The sequence below is a fragment of the Gemmatimonas sp. genome, from assembly GCF_021298855.1.
Classification (GTDB): Bacteria; Gemmatimonadota; Gemmatimonadetes; order Gemmatimonadales; family Gemmatimonadaceae; genus Gemmatimonas.
Window position 1 is genome coordinate 1 of sequence record NZ_JAJTHI010000017.1, and the last position, 25917, is coordinate 25917.

Consider the following 25917-nt stretch of genomic DNA (forward strand, 5'->3'; position numbering starts at 1 on the left):
CTCGCGTCGGAAGCAGATCTTCCTGCGCGATTGGGAGCAGAAGCTCGACGATTTCTTGCGCTTCAACGAGCGCGCGGTGCTCGCGGATGGGGGGAGCGTGTCGCGTGTGGAGGCCGACCAGCGCGCGGCCGCCGCGTACGACGTATTCGACGCGCGTCGCCGTGCCGAGTTGGAGGCCGCCGCGGAGCGGGACACCATGGCGGAGTTGGAGCGCACGGCGAAGGCGCTGCCGAAGCGCGAGAAGAATCGGGATGCACGGGAGGGGGAGTCATGAGCTTTCCGCGGTATCCCGAATACAAGAACAGCGGGGTGGAGTGGCTCGGGAAAGTGCCGGCGCACTGGGAGATCGCCGCCGTTAAACGGTTGTTTCACATCATTGGTGGCTCGACGCCCGCATCTGATGTCTCTCGTTTCTGGGATGGTGACGTGCTCTGGGCTACCCCGGCAGACCTAAGCGGATCAGGTCTCGAGCTCCAATCAACGCTAAGGACCATAACCGAGGCGGGTGTCGCCTCGTGCGGGACGACCGTCGCCCCCGTCGGCTCGATTATTCTCTCAACTCGTGCACCGATCGGATCATTGGCGATTGCCGCACGTCCAATGTGTACCAATCAGGGATGCAAGACACTCGTGCCTGGTTCGTTGGCAAGCTCTCGGTACTTCGCTTATGTGCTATCCGTCGCTTCGCCGGAACTTAATCTGCGCGGGCGGGGGTCTACGTTCCTCGAGCTATCCGGCGATGAACTCGGGAGGTTCGCCGTGGTATGTCCGCCCGTGCGCGAGCAGCACATTATCTCCCGCTTTCTGGACCACGAGACCGCCAAGATCGACGCGCTCGTGGCCGAGCAGGAGCGGCTGATCGCGCTGCTGAAGGAGAAGCGGCAGGCGGTGATCTCGCACGCGGTCACCAAGGGGCTAAACCCCGCCGCCTCGATGAAACACTCAGGAAGCGCGTGGCTTGGTCAGGTGCCGGCAAATTGGGGCGTAGCGCGCCTACGGTATGTCAGCCCACAGCTCACGGTTGGCATTGTTGTTGAGCCATCCAAATACTACAACGATCAGGGCGTACCCGCGCTGCGTTCTTTGAATATCCGTCCTGGGAAGATCATGCTGAACAACCTTGTCTATTTGTCAGAGGAATCAAACGAGTTGCTGGGAAAGTCGAGGCTCAATGCCGGTGACATAGTCGCCGTTCGCACTGGTCAGCCAGGTACTGCCGCAGTTATTCCGCAAGAACTTGATGGATGTAATTGCATCGACCTAATCATCATACGTCGGCCGAGTGTCGGCAGTTCGGAGTACCTGTGTAGGTACCTCGAGTCCGACTCCGCGGTTGCCCAGTTTGCGGATGGATCTGGAGGTGCGATTCAGCAGCACTTCAATGTGTCCGCAGCGCAAGACTTAGTTGTGCCGGTTCCGCCGCCGGAAGAGCAGCTCGCGATAAGCGAGTTTGTTCAGAACCAAGTGGAAGATATCGACAAACTGATCGAGGAGGTCCAGCGTGGGAAGGAGCTACTGCTCCTGAGACGCGGGGCGTTGATCACCGCCGCCGTCACCGGTCAGATCGACGTGCGGGGGCTCGCGTCCGCGGAGGCCGCGTGACAGCGCGCGCCAAGACTATCCAGATCTTACTCCCGGCCGGTGATCCCCGGGGCATCCGCATTGCTGAGATCACCACGCGCATCGTGCAGGTGATCGAGGTCCCGCGCAGTCTGCTGGCCGACTTTCTGGCCATGCCGGAGAGCACGCAGGTGGCTCTCTACTTCCTGGTGGGCGAGACGGAGGACGGCAGCGAGGACACGGTGTACGTGGGGCAGACCGGTGATCTCCGTGCCCGGCTCGCCGCGCACAACAAGGAGAAGGATTTCTGGGAACGGGCGTTGGTGCTTATCTCGCGCACGAATTCGCTGACGCAGACCCACGCGCTCTTCTTGGAGTGGTACTGCATTCAATCCATTCGCGCCGCAAAGCGATTCCGCGATGAGAACGCAACGAGTGGAAGCCGACCGTTTACGCCGGCTCCGCTCGAGGCGGACTGTCTCGAGATCTACGAGACGGGGCAGGCGCTGGTCTCGACGCTTGGGTTCCCGATGTTCGACGCGGTTGCTGGTGCGGTATCTGGTCCCGCGCGGGAGGAAGTCTTCTACTGCAAGCGGCGTGGGGCGGATGGCCGAGGCCTCTTCACCCCAGAGGGGTTCGTCGTGCTGGCCGGCTCGCGCGGGCCGCGAGAGATCACCCCGTCTATGGCCAACACGAGTGATGGTCGCATGCGTGACCCGCTGTTCGAGTCCGGTGTGCTCAAGGTCGATGGTGACGAAGTCGTATTCACACGTGACCATCTTTTCAAGACACCCAGTGGTGCGGCCTATGTCTTGATCGGGGCCAGTGCCAACGGCTGGATCGAGTGGAAGTCGAAGAGCGGGCAGACGCTGGATGCTCTCAAACGCCAGAAGGTCAGCGCGTGACCCTGCACAAGGAAATCAGCTTCGAGTCCGAGCTCAGCGCCCATCTCGCCGCCAACGGCTGGCTCTACGCCGACGGCGACGCCGCCCAGTACGACCGTGCCCGGGCGCTCTTCCCGGCCGACGTCGTCGCGTGGCTTCAGGCCACACAGCCGCAGGCGTGGGAGGCGCTGGTGAAGAACCACGGCGGCAATGCCGCCGACACGTTGCTCGACCGGCTGCGCGCGCAGATCGACCAGCGCGGCACCCTCGATGTGCTGCGCAACGGCATCGAGCTGGTGGGGCTCAAGGCAAAGCTGGTGCTCGCACAGTTCAAGCCGGCGTTCGGCCTCAATGAGGAGATCCTCGCGCGCTACGAGGCCAACCGGCTGCGCGTGGTGCGCCAGGTGCGCTACTCGCTGCACAACGAGAACGCCATCGATCTGGTGCTGTTCCTCAACGGCATCCCGGTCGCCACGGCGGAGCTCAAGACCGACTTCACGCAGCGCGTTGAAGACGCCATCGATCAGTACCGGTTCGACCGTGTGCCCAACCCCAAGGGGCAGGCGCCCGAGCCGCTGCTGAGTTTCCCCAATGGCGCGTTGGTGCACTTCGCGGTGAGCAACAGCGAGGCGTTCATGACTACGCGCCTCTCCGGGCCGGCCACCACCTTCCTGCCGTTCAACAAGGGCGACGGGGGCGGCAAGGGCAATCCGCTCAATCCGCACGGCCATCGCACCGCGTACCTGTGGGAAGAAGTGTGGGCGCGCGACAGCTGGCTCGAAATCCTCGGCCGCTATCTCGTCACGGTGCGTGACGAGAAGAAGCAGCCCGTGGGCATGATCTTTCCGCGGTATCATCAGCTCGACGTAACGCGCAAGCTGCAGGCCGCCGTGCTCACCGACGGCTCCGGCACCAAGTACCTCGTGCAGCACAGCGCGGGCTCGGGGAAGACCAACTCCATTGCGTGGACGGCGCACTTTCTGGCCGAGTTGCACGACGCCGAGCACACGAAGCTGTTTCACACCGTGGTGGTGGTGTCCGACCGCAAGGTGATCGACGGGCAGCTACAGGACGCCATCTTCGACATGCAGCGCAAGACGGGCGTGGTGGCCGTCATCAAGGGGGAAGGAAAGCCCAAGAGCGAGCAGCTCGCCGAGGCGCTACAGGGCGACAAGAAGATTGTCGTCTGTACCATCCAGACGTTTCCCTTCGCGCTGGCCGCGGTACGCGAGCTTGCCGCGACGGAGGGCAAGCGCTTCGCTGTGTTGGCCGACGAAGCGCACTCGTCGCAGACCGGTGAGGCGGCGGCCAAGCTGAAGGAGCTGTTGAGCGCCGAGGAGCTGGCGGCGCTGCAGGACGGCGGCGAGGTGAGCACGGAAGATCTGCTCGCCGCGCAGATGGCGGCCCGGGCCGACGAGAAGAACATCACCTTCGTGGCGTTCACCGCCACGCCGAAGAACAAGACGCTGGAGCTGTTCGGCACACGCCCCGATGCTTCGCGCAAGCCGGCGCCGGACAACGTGCCGCAGCCATTTCACGTGTACAGTATGCGCCAGGCCATCGAGGAGGGGTTCATCCTCGACGTGCTGCAGAACTACACGAGCTACAAGGCGGCGTTCAATCTGGCGCACGGTGGTGCCGCGTTCGACGAGAAGGAAGTCGAGCGCAGCGCGGCCATGCGCGGCATCATGGGGTGGGTGCGTCTGCACCCCTACAATGTCGCGCAGAAGGTGCAGGTGATCGTGGAGCACTTCCGCACCACGGTGTCCCCGCTGCTGGGTGGCAAGGCCAAAGCGATGGTGGTGGTGGCGAGCCGCAAGGAAGCGGTGCGCTGGCAGCTCGCGTTGCAGAAGTACATCGCCGAGAAGGGCTATGCGCTGCAGTCGCTGGTGGCCTTCTCCGGCGAGGTCGTGGACGCCGACAGTGGGCCGGACCCGTTCACCGAGGCCACACCGTCGCTCAACCCCGGCCTCAAGGGGCGCGATATTCGCGTCGCGTTCAAGGGACCCGAGTATCAGATTCTGCTGGCCGCGAACAAATTCCAGGCGGGGTTCGATCAGCCACTGCTGTGCGCCATGTACGTAGACAAGCGGCTCGACGGCATTCAGGCCGTGCAGACGCTCTCGCGTCTCAATCGCGCGTATCCGGGCAAGGACACCACGTACGTGGTGGACTTCATGAACGAGCCGGACGACGTGCTGGCCGCGTTCAAGGTATACTACGAGACGGCAACGCTCGAGACGACCACCGATCCCAACCTCGTGTACAACCTGCGCGCGAAGCTCGACGCGACGGGGTACTACGACGACTTCGAGGTGGACCGCGTGGCGGCGGTGGACCTCAATCCGTCATCGAAGCAGAGCGACCTCATTCGCGCCGTGGAGCCCGTCGCCGACAGGCTCACCAAGAAGTTCAGTCTAGCGTTGGCGGCGTGGCGCATGGCCACCGAGAACGATGATGACGCGGCGGCGGAGGCGGCCAAGCACACCATGGATGCTCTCGTGCTGTTCAAGGGCGATCTCGGTGCTTTTGGGCGGCTCTACACGTTCCTCTCGCAGGTGTTCGACTACGGCAACACCGAGATCGAGAAGCGCGCGATCTTCTATCGTCATCTGCTGCGACTGCTCGACTTCGGGCGCGAGCGGGATGGTATCGACCTGTCCAAGCTGGAGCTCACGCACTACGCCCTGCGGTACAAGGGGACGCAGAAGCCAACGCTCGTGAAGGACAGCCCCGTGCCGTTGCCCCCCATCACCGAGGCGGGTGCCGGGGCGGTGCAGGACCGCGAAAAGGCGCGGCTGGCCGAGATCATCGAGAAGGTGAACGACCTGTTTACTGGCGAGCTCACGGAGACCGACCGGCTCACGTACGTGACCGGCGTGATCAAGGGCAAGCTCCTGGAGTCCGCCGTGCTGCGGAAGCAGGCCCTGTCGAACACCAAGGAGCAGTTCGCGGCGTCACCGGATCTCCCCAAGGCCAACCAGGATGCCATCATGGCGGCGCTCGATGCGCATACCGCCATGTCTTCGCAGGCGCTCAACTCGCCGGCGATTCAGAGGGCGATGCTGGATATTCTCATGACGTATGGAAAGCTGTACGAAGACCTGCGCGCCCTATCGGCCTAGCTGCCCATGACGGACGGGTTCCAGAATCGCGGGTCGTACAGCCATTTGCGGACCTTCCGCGTGGTGATCCGCCCGGCGTGTACATGCCGGGGGTTGATGAGCACATTGCTTTCCTCAGGCACGACCACCGAAGGCACCTCGGCCAGCAATGAATGGCCGTCCGTCAGCCACTGCTGGCCCCACGCTTTGGACACCAGCCCGGCAGGGATCGCGTCCCACCCGATGACGTTCGTATCGGTCGGTCGACACCGTGTGCGAGCACGCCAGGCGTCCGCAGGCACCGTGATCTCCACCAGATACCGGTTGAACGGGAAGGCCCCCGCTGGGGCGGTGTGCGCCAACGTCTCCAGGCACGCAAGGGCGCGCGAGGTCGAGGTATAGAGGAGCGGGGTACCTTTCGTATTCCATCGACCCGGCGCGAGTTCCGCGCCAATGCCTGATCGGTCGTCGGCCGTGTAGCTCGGGGTATCGGTCCCGATTCGGTAGAGCGTGATGTCGCTGCGGGCGCTCAGACGTACGCCCCCGATTCCATGGTGGCCAGCACTCCGTCCACCAGGAGGCGCCCGTCACTCGTGTCGAGCAGCGCCAGCGGGCGCTGTCCACCCAGTGCGGGATTCGGCGACGTCAGCCAGGTGCCGAGCCATGCAAATGGATCAAACCCGGCTGCCACAGCCTCGTCGCTTGGGGTCCACCGCGCCACCCGCTCGAGCAGCTGCGCAAGTCCCACCACCCGCTCGCTGTCCGCCGCATTCAGGGGCGTCTGCAAACGGCGGTTGCGACTGACGGTTTGCGGAGCCACACCGAGTCCCTTGAGCAGCCGCTCCTTGCCAACTCCGAGGGTCGTGTCCAGGTCATCGACCACCACGGGATCAACGCCGGCCCGAACGAGATCGATGCGGGCCATCGGCTCGAGTCCCAACAGCATGCGGAGGCGCGGCGCCTTCTTGCTCAGGTGCCTGTACACCACCTCCTGCTTGCCCATCCCCGGCGAGCCACGAACGATGGTCAACGTTTTCGGCGCACTGGCACGCTTGACGGCGGCCTTGCGCGACGCGGGCGGTGTGGCCAAAAGCGCTCCGTTCAAATGAGTAGGTAAGTTCGCTCATTTGAGCGCCTCTCGTCAACCGCCGCCTTGCCGCGAAGGCCCCCCCCGCGCCCGCCCTACGCCGGCAGCGACTTGCGCGAAACGCGCTTCTTTCGGGGGGCAACGGGGACGGCCGCCGCGTCGGCGCCGATTTCGGCCATCCCTTCGGCCGCCACAACCGGCGCCACGTCGGCGGCTACGGGCACGGCCAGCGTGACCTCGCGCTCCACCGGCGAGGTCGCCGCGCCCACCACATCCCCCAAAACGCCCCCGTCCACCGTGGTGGCATCGGCAGCGTCGGCATTGGCCACCGAGGCCGCCTCCCGCCGCACCGGCGCCGCAAACGGGTCGAGCGCCCAGAGGTCGTCGGCCAGTCCCGGCGATGACGCCAACGAGAAGGCCGGGCGCGGTGACACGGGGACCGATGGGTCGTGCACACCGCTCACCACGAGCGCAGCGGCGCGCCCGGCCTGCCCGGCGCGCGCCGGCTCGCTTACCCGGAAGGTGAGCCGCGTGCGGAAGCGCTCGAGCCGCGAGAAGTCGGTGGCGTCGGCAAAATCGGAGCGGCGGAAGTAGTAGTCGGCCCCGTCGTCGCCGCGTACGAAGCCGTAGCCGTTGGCGTGCACCTTGGTCACCACGCCGCTCAGTGCCTGCGTATCAGGCGCATCCGCATACGGCGAGTCGACCCGCCCCCCCGTGTACCCGCGCGCCGCCAGCGGATACGTCTCGTCGCCAACCCCGGGCACCTCAACTTCGTCTGTGAACTCGCCCGCACCCTCAGCGCCGGGGCCGGCGGCCAATTCACCGGTCGAGCGCACGGAGCGGGCGCCGGGGGAGACGATCTGCGGCCACAGCGCGTCGAGCCACAGCGGGTCGAAGTCGCGCACCCGCATGGGGTCGTTGGGATCGCTGAGCTCGCGCGAACAGCTGCCACGCGCGCTCACGATGGCCACGCGTTTGCCCAGCCGCCGTACCGCCTGCAGCGCCGGCACGAAGTCACGATCACCGCACACCACGATGGCAATGTCGTACGCCGACACCGCCGCCATTTCGAGCAGCGCGGTGGCCAGCCCCACATCCACCGCCTTTTCCTGCGGCACGAAGCCCTCCTCGCCGGGGGTGCGCCGCACGCGATGCCCCCGGTAGTCGGTCTCGTAGCGATACACCTCGTAGCGATGGTGACGCCGCAGACTGTCAAAGAACTCACTGCGCCGCTGCACCGCGTCCTGATCGACCGTGTCGAAATTGGTGGCAATGGAGCCGAAGTAATGCGTCCGCACGACATCGAGGCCGGTGGCGCTGGCCATTTGGGCCGCAATCGCTTGCGCACACACGCGCGGCAACGCGCCGAAGTCGAGCGGCCCCCCGGTACGCCCCTGCAGACCGTGCTGGTCGGCCAGGCGGTTGGCGGTCACGGCCAGCCACGACCCATCGATGAAGATCATTGCGCGCGTCGACATCCCAACTGCTCCATTGCCAGAGTAACGAAACCATACACCGGAACGTCGGCCAACGACGCCCGCGAACTGGGCGGCAATGTACCGCTCGCCCAGTCCGTCTGCATCATCATTTCACCATCAGCCTGATCATGTCGCGGCAGGCGCGACTACTTGACCGACCACTCCGTGCGCAGCAGCACCGTGCCCCACGCGATGGTGAGATCGCCCTTCTGCATCCCCGGCGCCGTGGAGGGCACGAAGGCCATGGTGAGGCTCTCCACCGGCTGTGACACGGTCGAGGCCGTCAGCGGAATGCGCGCGTAATCCTTGGCCTTGTCGTAGGCCGCCACATTCACCTGCGCCGCGCCGGTGGTCTCCTGCTGCAGAATGAGCGTCCACCCGCTCGGCTCAGGGAGCAGCTGGGCCACGTACCGTCCGGGAGCCACGGTCTTGCCACCCATGGTGAGTTCGACGTCGGTGGTGAGCAGCGTGGCCGCGTTGGCCCCCAGCCGCCACACGCGCCCCATGGGCACCAGGCTGTCGGTGAGCAACTTGCGGCCACGCAGGTGCGGTTGCCCGTAGTCGAGACGCACGAGCGCCGCCTTGCCCGCGGCGCGCTGCGCGGCGGTATCGGCCAGCGTGAGCGACAGCTCGGCGGTTGCCCGCGTGCTGGGCGCCGCGCGACGCGATTGGGCCAGGGCCGGGGAGGCAGCGAGAACGGACAACAGCGAAACGGCGCCGAGAACACGCAGGGTGCGCATGCAGGAAATCCGGAAAGGGAGTGAGCGGTGACGCCCTGGCAGTCATGCCCTGGCGCGCACGCGAGGAATGGCGATGCGGGAAGCTACCATGCCCCGGGCTACGGGCGCAGGGCCTCGCGCTGCAGCGCCAACTTCACGGCCGCGTAGGCATCGACGAGCCCACCGGTGCGCGACAGGGAGGCAAAGGGCACCTGCTGCCCCTCGCTGCCGGGCAACGCCACCGTGAGCCCCGGGAAGGTGCGCACCGACTGCACGATGATATCGCGCACGTCGGCCGGTGTGAGCGTCGGGAAGTAGGCAAGCAGCAGGGCGGCCACTCCCGACACCACGGGCGCCGCCATGCTGGTGCCGTCCTCCCGCTTCACGCCGCCGCCCGGCACGGTGCTGAGGATGTCTTCGCCCGGCGCGAAGAGATCGACCTGCTGCTGGCCGTAGTTGCTGAAGGCCGTGGCCAGCCGCGACGTGCCCTTCCACGAACTCGCGCCCACCTCGAGCCACAGCGTGGCGCGGGTGCCGTTCGAGAGGGCAGGCGTGGGGAAGGAGGGCACCACATCGTTGTTCTCGCCGTCGTTGCCGGCGGCGTGCACCAGCAGCACCCCCTTCGACTGCGCATAGCGCACCGCACTGTCCACCGCCGCCTTGTTGGGCGAGAACGCCTTGCCGAAGCTCATGTTCACGATCTGTGCGCCGTGGTCCACCGCGTAGCGGATGGCGCGTGCCACGTCTTCGTCACGCTCGTCGCCATCGGGCACCGCACGCAGCGCCATGAGGCGCACATTGGGGGCAATCCCCATCATTGCGTTGGCCGGGTTGCGCTCTGCCCCGATGATCCCCGCCACGTGGGTCCCGTGTCCCGCGTCGGGCCCCGTGACATCGGCGGAGCCGCGCGCGTTCACCGCCCGCGGGAAGTAGCTGCTGTCGAGTCCGTGGGTGGCCTGGCTTTCGTAGGCCTTTCTGGCGTCGGCAATGGACGCCGGGCCCAGCCCATTGGCATCGAGCTGCAGCCAGGTGCGCCTGGCCTGCTCCTGCTGGGCATTGGTGGGCACGAAGGCCTGCACCGTGCTGCGCGTCAGGGGCGCCCCCACCGGCCCTTCGAGTGCCGACGTCACCTGCGCGAGCACCCGTTCGATGCTGCGAATCTGGCCGAGGGTACCGGTTACCTCGTCCACCTTGTCGCGGTACGCCGTGGCGATGGTGTCGCAGCGGGCGGCCGAAGGACGCGCAAGGCCGCGGCCCGCGCCGGTGCCGCGGCACGCCGCGTACAGGCGCGTCAGTTCGAACGTTTCGGCCCCCACGGCCTGACCGCTGGGCGTGACCATGAAATTCCATCCCCACACATCGTCCGTGTATCCGTTGGCATCGTCGTCGCGGCCGTTCCCTGCCACCTCTCTGGCGTTGCGCCACAGGCGCCCGCGCAGGTACGTGTGGGCGGTGTCGATGCCCCCATCGATGACCGCCACGAGCACCTCACGCTGCGGCTGGCGCCCCGCGAGCAGCTCACGCAGGGCGCGCTCGGAGCCCACGCCCAGCACACGATCACTGTCGTAGTCGAGGCGATGCCAGTCGGTACGCGCCGTGTCGGCAGCGGCCGGCGCCGGGGGGGCGGCCGGCACCGGTGACACGGTGATGGGCGGCTGCACCACCGGCGCCGGCACCACCAGGGGCGGCGCAGCGGGTGCTGGCACGGGCGTGGGGGTGGCGCGAGCGCACGCCTGCAGCAGTACCGCGATCAGGATGGTCGCTGGGCGCCCGGCAATGAGTCGAACAGGGATCGGCATGGGGGTGAGGAACACGTGGAAGGCGTCACCGCACGGTTCGCCGGCGTCGGTTGGCGGGGCGAGGATGGATGGAGTCTGGCACGATCGTTCTCGCGGCGGTACTGACGGCCACCATGGTCGTGTTCGCCATGCGTCCACCTTGCGGGGCGCCGACCACTCGGCGAATAGTGAAGGGAAGGCCGGAACGCTCCCGGCCGACGAGGCACGGAGGTGCCCATGCCGACCCCAGCCGATCAGCGCCTCACCCTGCGCGCGTTCGAGTCCACTCGACGCGCGTCGTGGCGTGCCCTGGGGCAGCCGTCGGTGGGAATCGGGGCGGAGGCGCTGATTCTGGCGTGCTTCGCCCTCGCCGGTTGGCTGGAGCAGCGCGCGCGGGCGGCGGACCAATCGCGCGTCGACGAGTCGGTGCGCTTTCTGGCGCCCTTTCGGCGCGCCACGCCGCCGCCGTCGCAGGAACGCCTGTCGTTCGTGGGGCTCGACGGAGCCGCGCGCTCCAACACGGGGCAGCATGCCGTGCCCAGCGATCACGGGCGCCAGCCGGTGGCCCTCGCACCGGCCGGCTCGCAGCGGCTGGAAGAGAACCAGCCGGTGCAGCCTGAAAGCGACTCACCGCGGGCCATGACGGAGATCGAGGTGGATTCCACCGCCGCCCTCGACCCCACCGCCGAAGGGCCCGTGTACCCGCCCCCGCTCATGCAGGCTGGCGTGCAGGGGGTGGTGTACGCGCAGTTCGTGGTGGACAGCACCGGCTACGCCGACACGCTCACCATGCAGGTGCTCGACAAGGCGGACCCGCTCTTCGTGCAGGCGGTGCGAAACGCGCTGCCGCGCATGCGCTACAAGGCGGCGGTGTTCGCCGGCCGGCGCGTGAACCAGCTGGTGCAGCAGGCCTTCGTGTTCCGCATTCAGCCGCCCGGCGCGGCGCGCCCTGACACGGCGTCCATCGCGTCCTCTCGCCTTGAGGCGCTCCCGGGGAGATATTCGGCCGGTTCGCCGCCGCGGGACCTGCGGCGGCCCCCGGTCTCTCTCCCCACTGGAGCGCACGCGTGGACAGTACCCCGTTCGAATTCCTGGAGCACGCTGAAGCCGAGCTGATGGCGATGGAGCACGACGCCGCCGTTACCGGCGTCGAGCGTCGCGAATTCGTCTTCCGCTCGCTGGTGGCGGCAGCGGCCAGTACCCTCGGTGTGCGGTCGCTCGGCGCGCAATCACCGCAGGCCTACCTCGATGCAACGGCCGGGCTGATCGCCCGCCCGGCGCGGCGGCAGCCACCGGCGCAGGAACCGGTGGCGCTCGGCAACGGGGAGGCACCAGCGCTGCAGTTCATGCCGTACCCCGAGGGCACCGGCGCGCTCATGGAGCGCATGGTGGCCAGGCACGGCGTGAAGGCGTTCGCCCGCAGCCCGTTCACGGTGGAGCCGTGGGTGGGCGCCGCGCCCACATCGCCCGAGGATCTCGCCTTTCTGCCGGCGCATCGCCTGTCGGCGCTCATCAAGGCACGCAAGATCACGTCGCGGCAGATCACCGACATCTATCTTGATCGGCTCGAAAAGCTGAATCCCACGCTCAACTGCGTGGTCACGCTCATGAAGGAGTCGGCGCGCGCGGAAGCCGACGCCATGGATCGCGAGCTCGCCGCCGGCAAGTCGCGCGGGCCGCTGCATGGGGTGCCGTACGGTCTCAAGGATCTCTTTGCCACGAAGAACGCCCCCACCTCGTGGGGGACCGGTGACCTCAAGGATCAGCAGTTCGACTACGATGCCGAAATCGTCGTGCGGCTGCGCAATGCCGGCGCCGTGCTGCTGGCGAAGCTCTCCACCGGGCTGTTTGCGCAGAACGACTGGTGGTACGGGGGGCGTACCAACAATCCGTGGAATCCCACCATTGGCTCGAGTGGCTCCTCCGCCGGCCCCGGGTCGGCCACGGCGGCGGGGCTGGTGGCGTTTGCCATTGGCACGGAAACCCAGGGGTCCATCGTGTCGCCCAGTATTCGCAACGGCATTTCTGCCCTGCGTCCCACGTATGGTCGCGTGAGCCGTCACGGCGGCATGGTGCTGTCGTGGTCGCAGGACCGGGTGGGCCCCATGTGCCGTACCATCGAAGACTGTGCCATGGTGTTCAACGTGCTGCACGGCATGGACCCCAAGGACGCGAGCACGGTCACCACGCCCTTCACGTTCGAGCGCAACATTGCCCTCGCCAAACTGCGCATTGGCGTGGACCCGAATGCGCCGGCGGAACTGGTGGCGAAGCTCAAGGGGCTGGGCATGATCCCCAAGCCCATTGGGGCGCGTCCCACGGTGGCGGGCATGGGTGGAGGCGGGCTCAACGCCGAATACGCGGCGGCGTTCGACAGTTACGTGCAGCGCAAGGCGAAGGAGTTCAACCTCGACCTGAACGCGCTCCCGGCGCGCCCCGCCACGGGCCCCGGTGCCAACGGGCCATTCGGCAACACGCCGCCGCAGCGTCCCCGCGGCATCGGCGAAGGGGAGCCCAACCCCATGGCGCCGGCCGATTGGAATCCCCGCTTCCTCGGGGGGCGCAGCGTACGAGCCTTCGACTTCGTGAACAATCAGCGTCGCCGCCTGCTGCTGGTGCAGAAATGGGGCGAGTTCATGAAGGAGCTCGATGGCTTCATTGGCGCGCCCAACGCCGACGTGGGGCCCAACGCGCAAACCGGTCATCCGTGCGCCGTGCTGCCGTACAAGTTCGACGTGCCGCAGTTCGGCGGCGGTGGTCCACGTGGCAACGACAGCACCCCGGCGCCGGTGTACCAGGCGCAGCCCATCTGCGGCGTGATCACCGGCAACCTGTACGCCGACGACATCATCCTCTCGGTGGCGCACCAGTTCCAGAAAGCCACCGACTTCCACGCGCGGCGGCCGTCGCTGTAAGGGGGGGGCGTACCCGGCATGGCAGAATGGACAGGAGCATCGCAAGCGCATGAAACAGCAGGCGCCGTGAACGCGTAGCGCACCTATGCCCTCTCCTTACGCTCCCCTCCCCATTACGGAAGCGCGCCGTGACCGGGTCGTCCGGGTGCTCGCGGCGGCCTTTGCCAACGACCTGCTCACGATGGAGCAGCTCGACGGGCGACTGGCGGCCGCCTATCGCGTGCACACCCCGGCCGAGTTGCAGCAGCTGCTGGCCGACCCGGCCGATCCCTCGCGGTCGCTGGACGATTGGCAGCGCTACGTGACCACCGAAGCGCTCGTACCCGAGCGCGGCGCCGCGGTAGCCGTGGCCGGTGGGTTCGGCGTGAAGGGCGGGTGGCTGGTGCCACGCCAGCTCAAGGTGTGGACGGTGGCCGGCGGCGGAGAGCTCGACCTGCGGGAGGCGCGCTTTGCGCCCGGCACCACGGAGATCGAGGTGGTGGCGTTCATGGGGGGCGTTGATCTCGTCCTGCCCGAGGGCGTGCGCCTCGAGGTGGTGGGCGCCGCCTTCCTGGGCGGCTTCGAGTACAAGGCCGGTGCCGCCGTGGAGGACCCGGACGCGCCACTGGTGCGGGTGAGCGGCGCCGCGATCATGGGCGGCGTGGACATCTCGCGCGGGCGCCGTGAATACAAAAGTGAGCGGCAGTATCTGGCCGCCCTCGCGCGCGCCACCGAGATTCAGCGGGGCGGCTGACGTTTCACGGCCGCGTTCACCCTAGCGCGCCCATCATGTCCGAACCACAGCGTCCCAGTCGTCACGCCATGCAGGGTCCCGAGCGCGCACCGCATCGGGCGTTCTACTATGCCATGGGGCTCACCGAGGAGCAGGTGGCGCGCCCCCTCGTGGGCGTGGTGTCCAGCTGGAACGAGGCCGCGCCCTGCAACATCGCGCTCAAGCGACAGGCCGAAGTGGCCAAACGTGGCGTCATCGCCGGAGGCGGGACGCCGCGCGAGTTCTGCACCATCACGGTGACCGATGGCATCGCCATGGGGCATGCCGGCATGAAGGCGTCGCTGGTGAGCCGCGATGTGATCGCCGACAGCATCGAACTCACCGTGCGCGGACACTGCTACGATGCGCTCGTCGGCATTGCCGGGTGCGACAAGACGCTCCCGGGCATGATGATGGCCATGGTGCGCCTCGATGTGCCCAGTGTGTTCCTCTATGGCGGCTCCATTCTGCCGGGGCGGTATCGGGATCGCGACGTCACCGTGCTGGACGTGTTCGAGGCCGTGGGCGCCTATGCGGCCGGCACGATGTCGCTCGAGGAGTTGACGGCACTCGAGAAGGTGGCCTGTCCGGGTGCCGGGTCGTGCGGCGGCCAGTACACGGCCAACAGCATGGCGTACGTGAGCGAGGCCATTGGACTGGCGCTCCCCGGGTCGGCCAGTCCGCCGGCAGCGTACGAGACGCGCGATCGCTATGCCGAGGCGGCTGGCGAGGCGGTCATGCGGTTGCTGCGCGACGGGCTGCGCCCGCGGCAGATCGTGACACGACGCGCGCTCGAAAACGCTGCCGCAGTGGTGGCGGCCACCGGCGGCTCCACCAACGCCACGCTGCATCTGCCCGCCATGGCCCACGAATGCGGCATCGACTTCGACCTGTTCGATGTGGCCGAGGTGTTCAAGCGCACGCCGCTCATTGCCGACCTCAAGCCGGGCGGGCGCTATCTCGCGAAGGATGTGCACGACATCGGCGGAGCAGGGGTCGTCCTCAAGGCGCTGCTCGACGGGGGCTTCCTGCACGGCGACTGCATCACGGTCACGGGCAAGACCCTGGCCGAGAACCTGGCCGATGTGGTGGTGCCCGGTGACCAGCGCGTGGTGATGCCGGTGTCGCAGGCGCTGTCTCCCACAGGGGGGCTCGTGGGGCTGCGCGGCAACCTCGCCCCTGATGGCGCCATCGTGAAGGTGGCCGGGCTCGCCCATCTCGTGCACAGCGGCCCCGCGCGCGTATTCGACAGTGAGGAGGCGTGCTTTGCCGCCGTCATGGAGCGCCAGTACGAAAAGAACGACGTGCTCGTGATTCGCTACGAAGGGCCACGCGGTGGTCCGGGGATGCGCGAGATGCTCAGCACGACCAGCGCGATCTACGGGCAGGGCATGGGCGAGCACGTGGCGCTCATCACCGACGGCCGCTTCAGTGGGGCAACCCGCGGGCTCTGTGTCGGGCACGTGGGGCCGGAAGCCGCGGTGGGTGGCCCGTTGGCCCTGCTGCGCGACGGCGACATCATCGATATCGACGCCACGGCGGGCACACTGTCCGTGCGGCTGTCGGACGACGAACTGGCCGCCCGTCGCGCCACGTGGGAGCCGCGACAGACCGACTATCAGAGCGGCGCGATCTGGCGCTACGCCCAGACCGTGGGCCCGGCGCGCTACGGGGCGGTGACGCATCCCGGAGCGCGCGCCGAGACCCATGTGTACGCGGAGGCGTGAATGGCGAAGCGGGGACGGGGGCAGGGAGACGGGCCCAGGATGGCGGTGTCCCACTTGCGCGTCTGGGCCGGTCTTGCCTAAGCTCCACCCGTCGTCCCCGTTGCGCACGGCTCATCACGGTCGTCGCTCGCGCGGCATCACGGTCACACCCATCAGCGCTTTTCCGGTCACGCCACTCTGATGTTCCCCACGGTCTCGCGACTCCTCAGCCTCATTCCGGCCATCGGTACGGTAGTACTCGTATCGGTAGTACGCGTGCTTGTCGGCACGCGGGAAGGCCGCCGGGTCGCGATAGCGTAACGCGAACACCGCCGCCTCTCCCGCATGCGGGAGGGGCTGGCCTGGTCTGAAACGGACTCGAGGGCCCCCTCCGCACACGGTCGGAGGGGGCCCTTGTCCTTTCAGCCAGGCTCCCATGATCGACGGTCTGCCCAACACCCCATGCCACGGTGCTCCCGGTGCTTCGCCCGCGCGCGAAGTCACGGGCGCGCAGATCCTGTGCGAGGCGCTCATTCGCGAGGGCGTTGCCGTGCTGTTCGGCATTCCCGGCGGCTGCATCATGCCGTTCTATCACGCCCTGTGGGAGCACCGCAGCCGGCTGCGGCACGTGCTGGTGCGCCACGAACAGGGGGGCGGGCACGCCGCCGAGGGGTACGCCCGCGCCACCGGACGCGTGGGCGTGTGCATCGGCACCAGCGGCCCCGGCGCCACCAATCTCGTCACGCCCATCGCCGACGCCTGGATGGATGGAACGCCCCTGGTGGCCATCACCGGGCAGGTGCCCAGCCACCTGCTGGGGACCGACGCGTTTCAGGAGACCGATATCACGGGCATCACCGTGCCCATCACCAAGCACAATTACCTCGTCACGCGCGCGGCCGACATTCCGCGCGTGGTGCGCGAGGCCTTTCACATTGCCCAGACCGGACGACCGGGGCCGGTGCTCATCGACATCACCAAGGACGCGCAGCAGGAACGGTGCGTGCCCGACTGGGATGTGCGCATGGACCTGCCCGGCTATCACCCCGCAAGCCGACGTGCGGATGTCGCCGCGGTGCAGGCCATCGACGCCGCCGTCGGCGCGCTGCTGAGCGCGCGGCGTCCGCTGGTGCTGGCCGGCAACGGCGTGATGCAGGCGAATGCCGGTCACGCCCTGCGTCGCTTCGCCGAGCGTACCGGCATGCCGGTGGTCACGACGCTGCACGGCCTCGGGGCCATGCCGCACGACCACCCGCTCATGCTCGGCATGCCAGGCATGCACGGCTGGGTGCATGTGAACCGGGCCATCCAGCAGTGCGACCTGCTCTTCAACATCGGCAGCCGCTTCGACGATCGTGTGACGGGGAAGGTGTCGGCATTCGCACCTCAGGCGCGGGTGATTCATGTGGACATCGATGCCGCGGAGATCGGCAAGCTGGTCACCGCCCACATCGGGATACTCGGCGATGCCCGCGATGTGCTGGAAACCCTCACCCCGCGGATGCCCGTGCACCCCGAGCGGTACGCCGCGTGGCGCGCAGAGATTGCCGCGCTCAAGGCGGAGTACGCACCGCGGCAGCACTACCGCCGGAGTGAACGCACTGCACCACTCATGCCGCAGGACGTCTTCGCCGCCTTCAACGCCGTGGCGGATACACGCCGGGACTGGCGCGTCGTGACCGATGTGGGCCAGCACCAGATGTGGGCCGCCCAACTCATCGATTGGCAACGGGCCCGATCGCACATCACCAGCGGTGGTGCCGGCACCATGGGCTTTGCCGTGCCGGCGGCGCTGGGGGCGGCCATTGCCGATCCTTCACACACGGTGTGGGTCTTCTGCGGCGACGGCGGCTTCCAGATGACCGCCTGCGAGCTGGCCACCATTCGTCAGGAAGGACTTGGCAACGTGAAGGTGGCCGTGGTGAACAACGGCTACCTGGGCATGGTGCGGCAGTGGCAGCAACTGTTCGAGGGGCGCCGCTACAGCGAAACGCCGCTCTCCGGTCCCGACTTCGCGCTGCTCGCGCGGGCGCACGGGTGGCACGCCATCACCGTGGACGAGGCGGCCGCTGCCGAATCGGCGATCCACGAGGCATGGACACACGACGGGCCGGTGCTCATCGACTTCCGCGTGGAACGGGAAGCCAACGTGTTCCCCATGGTACCCGCCGGGCGCGCCATTCACGACATGGTGCACGACGAAGCGCACCACGACCAGCAGCAGCGCGAATCACGGCTTGGCCAACACCGCCTCACGCCAGGCGCAGCGTGGGCCACCCCTCACACCACGGAGCAGGCATGACCGTGCCGGTACATACCCTCATCGCCCTCGTGCACGACCGTCCCGGCGTGCTGCACCGCATCGTGACACTGCTGCGGCGGCGCGGCTACAACATCGTGTCGCTCGCCGTGGGGCGCAGCGAAACGCCGGGGATCTCCCGGCTTACCCTCGCGGTGAGCGTGGACGATGCCACCCAGGTGGTGAAGCAGCTCGACCGTCTCGTGGAGGTGATCGGCGTGGCCGATGCCACCGACGCCCCCACCGTGGTGCGGGAGACGGCGTTGCTCAAGGTGCGCGCGGCGAATGCCGCGCGCACGCACATCGCCGACGAAACGCTGGCCGCCGGCGGCCGCGTACTGGATCTCGGGCCGGACGACGTGATCGTGGAGATCACCGATGCCCCCGAGCGCGTGGAGCAGTTCGTGAGTGCGATGCGTCGCTTCGGCATCGCGGAACTCATGCGGACCGGCCGACTGGCCATGCTGCGCGGTCCTACGCCGCGTGTGCTCGAAGCACCCAACGACTACCGCGCGCAAGCCGACGGCGCGCCCACCGAGGAGGCTGCCTGAGATGACCCCGACCAACACGTCCAACACGACCCCCATGTGCGCCGCGCCGGTGCTGTACGACGGGGACGCCGAGCCGCAGCGCCTCCAGGGCCGCCGGATCGCCATCATCGGGTACGGCAGCCAGGGGCACGCTCACGCACGCAACCTGGCCGACCGCGGCATGAACGTGCGCGTGGGCCTGCGTGAGGGCAGCACGGGCTGGGCCGCGGCCGAAGCGGCGGGGCTGCGCGTGATGTCGGTTGCCGCCGCGGCCGCGGAGGCCGACGCCATCATGATGCTGACGCCGGACACCGAACAGCAGCGCATTTTCGATCGCGAGATCGCCCCCAGCATGCGCCCCGGCAAGACCCTCTGGTTCGCGCACGGCTTCAACGTGCACTTCAACCTGATCGCCCCTCCCGACGGGGTGGACGTGGCCCTCATCGCGCCCAAGAGTCCGGGGCATCGGGTGCGCGAGGTGTTCACGCAGGGGGGTGGTGTGCCGGGACTCATTGCCGTGGCGCAGGATGCCAGCGGCACGGCGCGCGAGGACGCGCTCGCCTATGCCTGGGCCATCGGCTGCACCCGCGCCGGCGTCATCGAGACCAGCTTCGCCGAGGAGACGGAAACGGATCTGTTCGGCGAGCAGGCGGTGCTGTGCGGCGGTGTCAGCGCGCTGGTGAAGGCCGGCTTCGAAACGCTCGTGGAAGCCGGCTACCGCCCGGAGATGGCCTATTTCGAGTGCCTGCACGAACTCAAGCTCATCGTGGACCTCATGTACCAGGGCGGGCTCAACTACATGCGCTACTCGGTGAGCGATACCGCCGAATACGGCGACTACATTGCCGGCCCGCGCATCGTGACCGCCCAGACCAGGGACGCCATGCGCCAACTGCTGGCCGACATTCGCAGCGGCGCGTTCGCGAAGACGTGGGTGGCCGAGAACCACGCGGGGCGTCCGCACTTCAACGCGGCCCGCGCGGCTGACATCGACCACCCCATCGAGCAGGTGGGGGTGCGACTTCGAGCGCTCATGCCATTTCTCGACGCCCGCGTCGCACGCCCCGATACGGGCGTGGCTGGTCTGGCGGAGGTCAGTCCCGCCGATCGGGGCGCTGCAGCCAGAGCGACGTGAGGAACAGCGCGATGGCGAGGAGGCTGAGCGCCATGGACAGCCACACGTCGCGGTCCTTGGCGGCGATCGAACCCATCACGGCGCTCAGGCCAAGCGGGAAGAACGCCTTCGCGCGGTCCGCGGGGCGCGTGCGCCAGATGCCCACCGCGACCACGACACACGCAGCCATGAGCCAGACCATGATCTCGCGCCTAGCCGATCGGCTTCTTGGGCACGAACACGTTCGGCACGCCCAGCCGCGACAGCAACGCGTTGAAGTCGCTCAACTCCTTGTCCTCGAGCCCCTGCAGCGTGCGCAACTGTACATCCAGCTTGCCGCCCAGGTCGCTCGTGATCTCCCCGTGTTGCTTCGTGGGCGGGTTGGTGCCCTCCAGCACCTGCGAGTTCAGCGAGATGAACATCTGGTAGAGCTTGATCGGGTAGTTCAGCGTCGCCTGATCGGCCTTGGTATAAACCTCGTAGATCTCGGCGCGCACCGCCTCGAGCTTGCGTCGCAGCGCCGTTGACGCCGCGCGAACCTCCGCCGCGTACGCCTGCGACCCCACCTGCCGCGCCCGCTCGTCGAGCTGGCGCTGCAGGTCCTGGATGCGTGCCACCGTCTCCGTGATGCTGGTGATGCGCGCCCCCACGGCATTGGCCGCATCGAACTGCGCCTTGTACTCGGCGGCCGTGAGTGACACGCGCGGGTCGGCGACTACGGTGAACGGCTGCGACAGCGTGTCCGTGCCCACGATCAGGCGCACGGCGTACTCCCCCGGCACGGCAGTGGGGCCGTCGGTGGTGCCGTCGTCGATGATGGCGCCGGGAATGGTCCTGGGCCCGGGATAGGCGAGATCCCACGTGAAGCGGTTGGCGCCTGCGCGCGCCTGCACCACCGAGTCGGCGGGTTCGTAGGCCAGCGCCTCCGCCCGCTGCTTCACGCGCACCAGCGAAGCGGCGGAGTCGGCGGCCGGGTTGCCGGTGCTGTCCTTCCTGGGCGCACTCGCGCTGCGGAAGGTGTGCACCACCGTGCCACCCGCCTCGAGGATCTGCAGCGCGATGGGCGCGGAGGGCGCGGCCTTGAGCCAGTAGTCGATGTTCACCCCAAACCGCGGGTTGCCGCCGGCCGTGAGCGACGCGCGTCCGCTGCCGCCGCCACTGACCCAGCGAATCGCGGGCGCCGGCGCGAAGAGGTGTACCGGCTTGGCGGTGATCGTCTCCCCGAGCGTGCGCAACGGCGAGATGTCGTCGAGCGACCAGAAGGAGCGGCCGTGCGTGGCCACAATCAGATCGTTGCCATGCACGCGCAGGTCACGAATCACCACGCGCGGCAGGTTGAGCTGCAGCGGTTCCCAGCTCGTGCCGTCGTTGAGCGACACATAGACCCCCGTTTCGGTGCCGGCGAAGAGCAGTCCCTTGCGCTTCGTGTCGCTGCGGATGGCGCGCGTGAAGGCGCCCTGCGGAATCCCCGCGTCGATGCGCGTCCAGCTGGCGCCGTAGTCGGTGGTCTTGAAGAGGTAGGGGGTGAAGTCGTCCTGCTGGTAGCGATTGGCCGCGAGGTAGGCGGTCCCCGCCTCGAAGGGTGACGCCTCGATGATGGACACGCGCGCGAATGCCCCGAACGCCTTCGGGGTCACGTTCGTCCAGGTGGCCCCGTTGTCACGCGACACATGCACGAGACCGTCGTCGCTCCCCGTCCACAGGACGCCCTTCGTGACCGGCGACTCGGCGAAGGCGAAGATCGTGGCATACCACTCCGTGCCGGTCATGTCGCCGGTCACGGGGCCGCCGCTGCGTTGCATGGTGGCCGGATCGTGCCGCGTGAGGTCACCCGAGATCTTCTCCCAGCTGCTCCCCTGGTTGCGCGACCGCCACACATACTGCGACGCCGTGTACAGCACGTCCGGATCGTGCGGCGAGAAGTGAATGGGGAAGGTCCACTGGAACCGCTGCGGCACGTCGGCCACGGCATAGCCGTCGTAGTTGCCGAGCCACACCGACACGTCGCGGCGCATGTTGGTGCGCGCATCATGGCGCGAGAGCTGGCCCATGTAGCAGCCGCCAAACGTCACGTTCGGATCGCGCGGGTCGATGGCGATGTAGGCGTTCTCGCAGCCGGCCACGGGGTACCAGTCACGCTCGGTCAGGCTGCCACGGTCGCTGCGGTGGGCGATGTTGACCGTGGTGTTGTCCTGCTGTGCGCCAAGGATGCGGTACGGCTGCGACTGGTCGGTGGTGACGTGGTAGAACTGCGACGTGGGTTGGTTGTTCTGGGTGCTCCAGGTGCGGCCGCCGTCGAGCGACACCGTGGCGCCGCCGTCGTTGCCGTTGATGAGGCGCTGCGGATTCTTCGGGTCCACCCACATGATGTGCGTGTCGCCGTGCGGCACGCGCACCGTGCTGAACGTGCGACCGCCGTCGATGCTGCGGCTGACCTGCAGGTTCATCACGTACACGGTGTTCTCATTCACCGGGTCGGCGGTGATGCTCATGTAGTAGAACGGACGCACCACGAACTTCTGGTCGCCGTTCGTGCGCGTCCACGAGGCGCCCCCGTCGTCGCTGCGGAACACGCCACCCAGCGAGTCCTGCGCCTCGATGTTGGCGTACACGCGCTGCCCGTTGGCCGGGGAAACGGCCACGCCGATCTTGCCGATCAGCCCCTTGGGCATGCCGGGGTTGAAGGTGAGCTCCGTCCACGTGTCACCGCCGTCGGTGCTCTTCCACAGGCCGCTGCGCCCGGCCCCGGCATTCATCCCCCACGGCGTGCGCTGGAACTTCCACAGGCTGGCGTAGAGGATGCGCGGGTTCGTCACGTCCATGGAGAGATCGGCCGCCCCGGTGCTGTCGTCCACGAAGAGGATCTTCTTCCAGGTGGCCCCGCCGTCGGTGGTGCGAAACACGCCGCGATCGGGGTTGGGGCCGAAGGCGTGGCCCAGTGCGGTCACATAGGCCACGTCGGGGTTGGTGGGGTGCACCCGGAGGCTGGTGATCTGGTGCGTGTTGGCCAGCCCCCGCGGGACCCAGCTCTCGCCACCGTCCGTGCTGCGGTACACGCCCGTCCCGTAGGTGATGTCTTCACGCGGCTTTCCTTCGCCGCTTCCCACCCAGATCACGTTCGGGTCACTGGGCGCCACGGTAATGGCTCCCACGCTCGACAGGTCGGTCTTGCCGTCGGTGATGTTCTCCCACGTCTGGCCGGCGTTGGTGGTCTTCCATACGCCGCCATTCACCGCGCCGAAGTAAAAGACGAGAGGGCGGGTGGGGTCGCCGGTGACCGCCGTGGAGCGGCCCCCGCGGAAGGGGCCGACCAGTCGCCAGCGCAACGACTTGAAGGCCCGCGCCGTGCGGCTGCCATCGCTGTAGAGGGTGGGGTCGTAGGCGGGGCGTGTGCCGCCGGCGGCGGCACCAGGGCGGGCGGAGGACTGGGCCTCAACGCCGGCGGGGACCAGCGCGGCGGAAGCGACGATCGTCGCACAGATGGCGCGCAGGCCACCACGGAGAGAGCGGTTCGGGAGCATTGAGAGACGTTGCTCGCCGGTCACCCCGGGTGCAAGATGGTGGCGCCCCCCATTCCCTCTTGCTGGAGTCCCACATCATGCCGGTTCGGTTGACCTTCGCGGGCCGCCCTTCGCGGACCCTCCCGCCCGTGCTGCTCTCCCTGCTCTCGGCCGCCGCGCTGCAGGCGCAGGGCGGGGCGGCCAAGCGCCCCATGACCTTCCTCGACGCCCAGTACCTGCGCAGCGCCGGGGCCCCCGCCGTCTCTCCTGACGGCAAGCAGCTGCTGTACACGGTCAACACGCCCGACTGGAAGGAGGCCACCAGCCAGTCCGACATTCACGTGGTGGCCACCGACCGCGGCGTGGCGAGTTCCCGGCAGCTCACCTTCACCACCACCAAGAACGAGGGGAGCCCGCGCTGGGCCCCCACCGGTGGGTGGTTCGTATTCACCTCCAATCGCGAAGCCCCGGCGGCCAGCGGCAGCCAGCAGCAGCTGTTCATGATGCGCGCCGATGGTGGCGAGGCGCGTCGCATCACGAACGCCGCGCAGGGGGTGTCCACCTTCGCCTTCACGAAGGACGGCCAGTGGCTGGTGTATCGCAGCGGCAAGGCCACCGAGGAGCAGCTGTACGCGCTGCCCGTGGCCACGCTCGCGGCCGGTACCCCGCTCGATTCGCTGGTGCCGGCACAGCTCACGAAGCACCGTACCGGCGTGGGGGAGTGGCGTGTGGCCCCCGACTCCAAGCGGATCTACTTCCTGTCGGCCGACACCGTGGACACCGATGAGCGCCTGCGCCGCGAGAAGCGCTTCACGGTGAACATCCGCAATCAGGAGGAACCCACGGTCTCGCTGTGGGCGATCGATCTCACCAGCCCCGCCTACCCCACGTCGCGGCTCACGCGCGACACCGGCATGGCGGTGACCGGCTTTACCGTGTCCCCCGACGGCCGCTGGATCGGCTTCAACGCCGTGCCCAACAACCGGTACAAGCGCAACATCACCGAAGAGGGGATCTACGCCGATGTCTTCCTGCTGGACACGCAGGGGAACGGCATCGAACGGCTGACGACCAATGACGAGAACGGCGAAAGTCCGCTGAGCTTCTCCCCCGACTCCCGCACCATCGCCTTCTCGGGGTCGGACGACCTCATGAAGTACAACATGAAGAATCGTCGCGTGTACGTCCGCGACGTGGCGGCCAAGGGGGCGCCATTCAGGAAGATCGGCGATCTCGACGGCGACGTCTCGGCCGAGTTCTGGTCGGCGGATGGCCGCACCATCTATTTCAACGAGGGGCTCAAGGCCACCCAGCAGCTCTTTGCCATGGACGTGGCCACGGGCAAGGTGAAGCCGGTCACGGCGGTGCAGGGGGTGGTGAGCGTGGCCCAGGACGCCGACACCAAGCGCCTGCTCATCAACTATCAGGACCCGGTCACGCCGCCGGCGCTTTACACGGTCGCGTCGCTGCTGGAGCTGCCGAAGAAGGCGGCGTGGGTGCAGCTCACCGATGTGAACCCCTGGGTGCGGGAGCAGATCGCCCTTGGCGAGGAAACCGAGGTCACCTGGACCAGCACCGATGGCAAGCCGGTGGGGGGCGTGCTGGTGAAGCCGGTGGGCTACGAGCCCGGAAAGAAGTACCCGCTGCTGGTGGCCATTCATGGCGGGCCGGCGGCTGCCGACCAGCTCAGCTTCAACGGCGGCTATGGCGCCCAGGTGTACGCGGGGCAGGGGTGGGCGGTGCTCATGCCCAACTATCGGGGCAGCACCAACTACGGCGAGGCGCACAAGAACGGCATCGTGGGCAACTACTTCGACCCCGGCTACCAGGACATCATGACGGGGGTCGACCATCTCATTGGCACGGGGCTGGTGGACAGCACGAAGATGGGGGTGCTGGGATGGAGCGCCGGTGGCCACTGGAGCAACTGGATTCTGACCCACACCACGCGCTTCAAGGCGATCTCCAGCGGGGCCGGCACCTCCAACTGGATCTCCATGTACGCCCAGTCGGACGTGCAGCGAAACCGCCAGCACTATCTCGGCGACAAGCTGCCGTACGACGACTTCGATGCCTACTGGCGGCAGTCACCCATCCAGTTCATCCGCAATGCGAGGACCCCCACGATGATTCACGTGGTGGAGGGGGACCCGCGCGTCCCCAGCCCGCAGAGCGTGGAGCTGCATATGGGGCTCAAGCGGGTGGGAGTGCCTACGGAGCTGTTCATGTACCCGGGGGCGTCCCACGGCATTCCCGACGCCCGCAACCGGCTGGTGAAGTCCATGTCGGAGATGGCGTGGATGGACTACTACGTTCTGGGCAAGGGGAACAAGTTCTCCTGGCGTCAGGTGCTGGAGACGCTGGAAGACCCGAAAGCCGAAAAGAAGGTCGATGTGAAGGGGAACAACTGAGGTCTGAGACCTGAGGTGCAGCCTGAGCGGTGAGAGGCTGAGCCGGAGAACTGAGCCGGGATAGCCGTGAGGCGGAGGGAT

The 25917-nt window shown here is 67.7% G+C and carries 19 protein-coding genes; 12 read left to right on the top strand and 7 right to left on the bottom strand.

Features of this window, described 5'->3' with window-relative positions:
* The 4 genes from rhuM to LW840_RS06895 all read left to right on the top strand — a co-directional run.
* Positions 1-274: RhuM family protein (gene rhuM / locus LW840_RS06880; protein ID WP_291276687.1), on the top strand; the 274-nt coding region annotated here is incomplete at its 5' end.
* Positions 271-1602 (top strand): restriction endonuclease subunit S, encoded by a 1332-nt coding sequence (locus tag LW840_RS06885; RefSeq protein WP_291276688.1) that lies wholly within the window; start codon positions 271-273, stop codon positions 1600-1602. The genes rhuM and LW840_RS06885, both read left to right, overlap by 4 nt.
* On the top strand, positions 1599-2465 hold the full coding sequence (locus LW840_RS06890) for a GIY-YIG nuclease family protein (protein ID WP_291270222.1): 867 nt from the start codon (positions 1599-1601) through the stop codon (positions 2463-2465). Before LW840_RS06885 ends, LW840_RS06890 begins: the two co-directional genes overlap by 4 nt.
* Positions 2462-5569, top strand: a complete 3108-nt coding sequence (locus tag LW840_RS06895) for a type I restriction endonuclease (protein ID WP_291276689.1) — start codon at positions 2462-2464, stop codon at positions 5567-5569. The genes LW840_RS06890 and LW840_RS06895 overlap by 4 nt, the downstream gene beginning before the upstream one ends.
* Here LW840_RS06895 and LW840_RS06900 read toward each other — a convergent pair.
* From LW840_RS06900 to LW840_RS06920, 5 genes are all read right to left on the bottom strand, one after another.
* On the bottom strand, positions 5566-6096 hold the full coding sequence (locus LW840_RS06900) for an RES family NAD+ phosphorylase (RefSeq protein WP_343213739.1): 531 nt from the start codon (positions 6094-6096) through the stop codon (positions 5566-5568). The genes LW840_RS06895 and LW840_RS06900 overlap by 4 nt on opposite strands.
* A complete protein-coding gene (locus tag LW840_RS06905) occupies positions 6078-6578 on the bottom strand; it encodes an antitoxin Xre/MbcA/ParS toxin-binding domain-containing protein (protein ID WP_291276690.1) in 501 nt (166 codons plus the stop codon). Before LW840_RS06905 ends, LW840_RS06900 begins: the two co-directional genes overlap by 19 nt.
* A 152-nt stretch (positions 6579-6730) precedes the next feature.
* On the bottom strand, positions 6731-8113 hold the full coding sequence (locus tag LW840_RS06910; protein ID WP_291268505.1) for an NYN domain-containing protein: 1383 nt from the start codon (positions 8111-8113) through the stop codon (positions 6731-6733).
* A 146-nt stretch (positions 8114-8259) separates the two neighbouring features.
* The gene (locus tag LW840_RS06915) at positions 8260-8853 is read right to left on the bottom strand and encodes a DUF2911 domain-containing protein (RefSeq protein WP_291268506.1); all 594 of its coding nucleotides are present in this window, start codon (positions 8851-8853) and stop codon (positions 8260-8262) included.
* A gap of 98 nt (positions 8854-8951) precedes the next feature.
* Positions 8952-10631 (bottom strand): S8 family serine peptidase, encoded by a 1680-nt coding sequence (locus LW840_RS06920; RefSeq protein ID WP_291273192.1) that lies wholly within the window; start codon positions 10629-10631, stop codon positions 8952-8954.
* Positions 10632-10847: 216 nt separating this feature from the next.
* Here LW840_RS06920 and LW840_RS06925 point away from each other — a divergent pair, with 216 nt between their 5' ends.
* From LW840_RS06925 to ilvC, 7 genes are all read left to right on the top strand, one after another.
* Positions 10848-11726, top strand: coding sequence for an energy transducer TonB (locus tag LW840_RS06925; RefSeq protein WP_291270204.1), 879 nt, complete (start codon positions 10848-10850; stop codon positions 11724-11726).
* Positions 11678-13525, top strand: coding sequence for an amidase (locus tag LW840_RS06930; protein ID WP_291276691.1), 1848 nt, complete (start codon positions 11678-11680; stop codon positions 13523-13525). The genes LW840_RS06925 and LW840_RS06930 overlap by 49 nt, the downstream gene beginning before the upstream one ends.
* A gap of 85 nt (positions 13526-13610) precedes the next feature.
* A complete protein-coding gene (locus tag LW840_RS06935; protein ID WP_291276692.1) occupies positions 13611-14258 on the top strand; it encodes a DUF1707 domain-containing protein in 648 nt (215 codons plus the stop codon).
* 35 nt (positions 14259-14293) lie between these two features.
* Positions 14294-16003 (top strand): dihydroxy-acid dehydratase, encoded by a 1710-nt coding sequence (gene ilvD, locus LW840_RS06940; RefSeq protein ID WP_291276693.1) that lies wholly within the window; start codon positions 14294-14296, stop codon positions 16001-16003.
* 415 nt (positions 16004-16418) lie between these two features.
* Positions 16419-18284: a biosynthetic-type acetolactate synthase large subunit gene (gene ilvB, locus LW840_RS06945; RefSeq protein ID WP_291276694.1), complete on the top strand. Its 1866-nt coding sequence runs from the start codon at positions 16419-16421 to the stop codon at positions 18282-18284.
* Positions 18281-18832: an acetolactate synthase small subunit gene (gene ilvN, locus LW840_RS06950; RefSeq protein ID WP_291263680.1), complete on the top strand. Its 552-nt coding sequence runs from the start codon at positions 18281-18283 to the stop codon at positions 18830-18832. The genes ilvB and ilvN overlap by 4 nt, the downstream gene beginning before the upstream one ends.
* A 34-nt stretch (positions 18833-18866) precedes the next feature.
* On the top strand, positions 18867-19946 hold the full coding sequence (ilvC, locus tag LW840_RS06955) for a ketol-acid reductoisomerase (protein ID WP_343213668.1): 1080 nt from the start codon (positions 18867-18869) through the stop codon (positions 19944-19946).
* On the opposite strand, the gene LW840_RS06960 is transcribed toward ilvC, so the two are convergent.
* Together LW840_RS06960 and LW840_RS06965 are read right to left on the bottom strand one after the other, a co-directional pair.
* Positions 19906-20115: a hypothetical protein gene (locus tag LW840_RS06960; protein ID WP_291270200.1), complete on the bottom strand. Its 210-nt coding sequence runs from the start codon at positions 20113-20115 to the stop codon at positions 19906-19908. The two genes, ilvC and LW840_RS06960, sit on opposite strands and share 41 nt — an antisense overlap.
* 22 nt (positions 20116-20137) lie before the next feature.
* Positions 20138-23446 carry an exo-alpha-sialidase gene (locus tag LW840_RS06965; protein WP_291276695.1) on the bottom strand — a complete coding sequence of 1103 codons (3309 nt, stop codon included), beginning with the start codon at positions 23444-23446 and terminating at the stop codon, positions 20138-20140.
* A 128-nt stretch (positions 23447-23574) separates the two neighbouring features.
* Between LW840_RS06965 and LW840_RS06970 the strand changes: the two genes are divergently transcribed.
* Positions 23575-25836 (top strand): S9 family peptidase, encoded by a 2262-nt coding sequence (locus LW840_RS06970; RefSeq protein ID WP_291273195.1) that lies wholly within the window; start codon positions 23575-23577, stop codon positions 25834-25836.
* Positions 25837-25917: the final 81 nt, after the last annotated feature.

Excerpts from the sequence above, each read along its gene's own strand:
- LW840_RS06925 (WP_291270204.1), top strand. The coding sequence starts at position 10,848 with ATGCCGACCCCAGCCGATCAGCGCCTCACCCTGCGCGCGTTCGAGTCC.
- ilvD (WP_291276693.1), top strand. The coding sequence starts at position 14,294 with ATGTCCGAACCACAGCGTCCCAGTCGTCACGCCATGCAGGGTCCCGAG.
- ilvN (WP_291263680.1), top strand. The coding sequence starts at position 18,281 with ATGACCGTGCCGGTACATACCCTCATCGCCCTCGTGCACGACCGTCCC.
- LW840_RS06965 (WP_291276695.1), bottom strand. The coding sequence starts at position 23,446 with ATGCTCCCGAACCGCTCTCTCCGTGGTGGCCTGCGCGCCATCTGTGCG.
- LW840_RS06885 (WP_291276688.1), top strand. The coding sequence starts at position 271 with ATGAGCTTTCCGCGGTATCCCGAATACAAGAACAGCGGGGTGGAGTGG.
- LW840_RS06920 (WP_291273192.1), bottom strand. The coding sequence starts at position 10,631 with ATGCCGATCCCTGTTCGACTCATTGCCGGGCGCCCAGCGACCATCCTG.
- LW840_RS06960 (WP_291270200.1), bottom strand. The coding sequence starts at position 20,115 with ATGGCTGCGTGTGTCGTGGTCGCGGTGGGCATCTGGCGCACGCGCCCC.
- ilvC (WP_343213668.1), top strand. The coding sequence starts at position 18,867 with ATGTGCGCCGCGCCGGTGCTGTACGACGGGGACGCCGAGCCGCAGCGC.
- LW840_RS06915 (WP_291268506.1), bottom strand. The coding sequence starts at position 8,853 with ATGCGCACCCTGCGTGTTCTCGGCGCCGTTTCGCTGTTGTCCGTTCTC.
- LW840_RS06910 (WP_291268505.1), bottom strand. The coding sequence starts at position 8,113 with ATGTCGACGCGCGCAATGATCTTCATCGATGGGTCGTGGCTGGCCGTG.
- ilvB (WP_291276694.1), top strand. The coding sequence starts at position 16,419 with ATGATCGACGGTCTGCCCAACACCCCATGCCACGGTGCTCCCGGTGCT.
- LW840_RS06935 (WP_291276692.1), top strand. The coding sequence starts at position 13,611 with ATGCCCTCTCCTTACGCTCCCCTCCCCATTACGGAAGCGCGCCGTGAC.